Annotated in this window: 1 protein-coding gene; it reads right to left on the bottom strand. The window is 46.4% G+C overall.

Annotated features, from left to right (window positions below; genetic code table 11):
• Positions 1–114: 114 nt before the first annotated feature.
• Positions 115–1,431: a transposase gene (locus tag IDH44_RS26245; RefSeq protein ID WP_190921780.1), complete on the bottom strand. Its 1,317-nt coding sequence runs from the start codon at positions 1,429–1,431 to the stop codon at positions 115–117.
• Positions 1,432–1,549 lie beyond the last annotated feature (118 nt).

Here is a 1,549-nt window from a genome sequence, read left to right as displayed (position 1 = left end):
AGAAAGTTGGATGGAATCACATCAAGCGAAAGTCGCTATTTTGAATCCTTATTTTGGACAGACGTATCCCTTGGGTGATGATTTAATTTTTTTTGAAGTTGAAGCCTCGATCGATTAAACTGCTAAAGGCAGTGATAGCTGCTCCATTTGAATCTCTTGCAACCTTTTGATGTTTGCAACATGATTCGGCGGCAGTGCTGTGGCTCGAATATGCCGAATCATCCGCTCTATTAAACGAAAGGCATCCCTAAGGATGAACCACTTCTCAACACGTTTCGTTGTGCGAACCGGAAGCTTCTTATGTTTCATAACGGAAGTCAGTTGATTCGACTCTTGCGCAAATGCCAGCTCCACTTGTTTTCGAAATTTCAGCATGTGCGCTTGTAGTTCGCTATCTTGCGGCACTGGCCCATAGAAGAACGGGTTTTCCTTGAAGTCATAACCAAACTGCTTATCGCAAAGACCTTGCAACGGACAGGCGCTGCAGTCCTTATCATCACCGCGAAACCAAGCTGTGTATGTATCTTTATCGAATCCGTCAAATACAAGCATGTGGCCTTGCTCGCATTCGGGCCTTCCTTCGGAGGAGCAGTGCTGCGGAATGATCGTATTCTTCTTGATTTCAGTCACGACCGCCACATCGTGTTTCAGGAGCGCCTCTTTCTGATCGTCAGCATCGAAATAACCTAAATCAGCCACCAAATAATCGACCTTCAGTCCCTCGATTTTCTGCATCATTTCAATGAGCGGCAACATCACTTTGCCGTCCGCTGTATCGTTGGGCAGGATAATCGAGAACAAGACAAGAGGACCTTTCGGGCTAGGGCAGACAATAGAATGCTTGCGGTAACCGATGAAGAACTTGTTCTGATTCGCCTTGTTACGCTGAACACCGATTGTCGCATCTGGATCGGAATAGGTTTTTTTGCAGTTGCAGTGGCTTTGGTCCGAGCAATCACAGCGTTTATGCTTGTATCCGTTGACGTTTGCCCAGACGGGTCTGGAGTCGATGCCTGTTAGCATCGGGGACAGGAAGTCCTTCCATTTCAGCGCCTGCGTAATGAGGTCGAATAAAATGGCATAAAACAATTCGGCGCTGACCTTGGCTCGAAAGTTGCTCAAGCAACTATGCACCGGCACCTTTTCGATGTTGGGAACACCGATGAAGTTGCGCCATGCCTGGTTTTTCGGCTCATTCAACTGCCTCACCAGTTCACGAAACGAAGAGATTTCTGGACGAGTAAAATACAAATAATGCATTCGAAAGCAAACTCTTGGATCCACTGGCGGGCGCCCGCCATCTTTGTAAAGCGGAGCAATCTTCTCGAGCACAATGGCGTCATCCACATGATCAATATAATCGATAAGTTCAGGATCAAAGCCGAGTGTGTTATAGTAGTGGTAGGGGAGCAGTTCTAACTGCAACTCCATGAAAATGCACCTCGCATATTGGTATTTGTGGTGGTCGGGATACCTCCATTTTACCATTTAATGCTTCGGTGCATTTTTGTTTTTTTATCTGAATCTAAGGGCTTTTTGAACAGGCTCT

The organism is Paenibacillus sabuli (assembly GCF_014705605.1).
GTDB lineage: Bacteria > Bacillota > Bacilli > Paenibacillales > Paenibacillaceae > Paenibacillus_D > Paenibacillus_D sabuli.
This window is presented reverse-complemented; position numbering and strand designations above follow the sequence as displayed.

Bases quoted from the DNA above. Each gene is read 5' to 3' on its own strand.
- IDH44_RS26245 (WP_190921780.1), bottom strand. From the start codon at position 1,431: ATGGAGTTGCAGTTAGAACTGCTCCCCTACCACTACTATAACACACTC.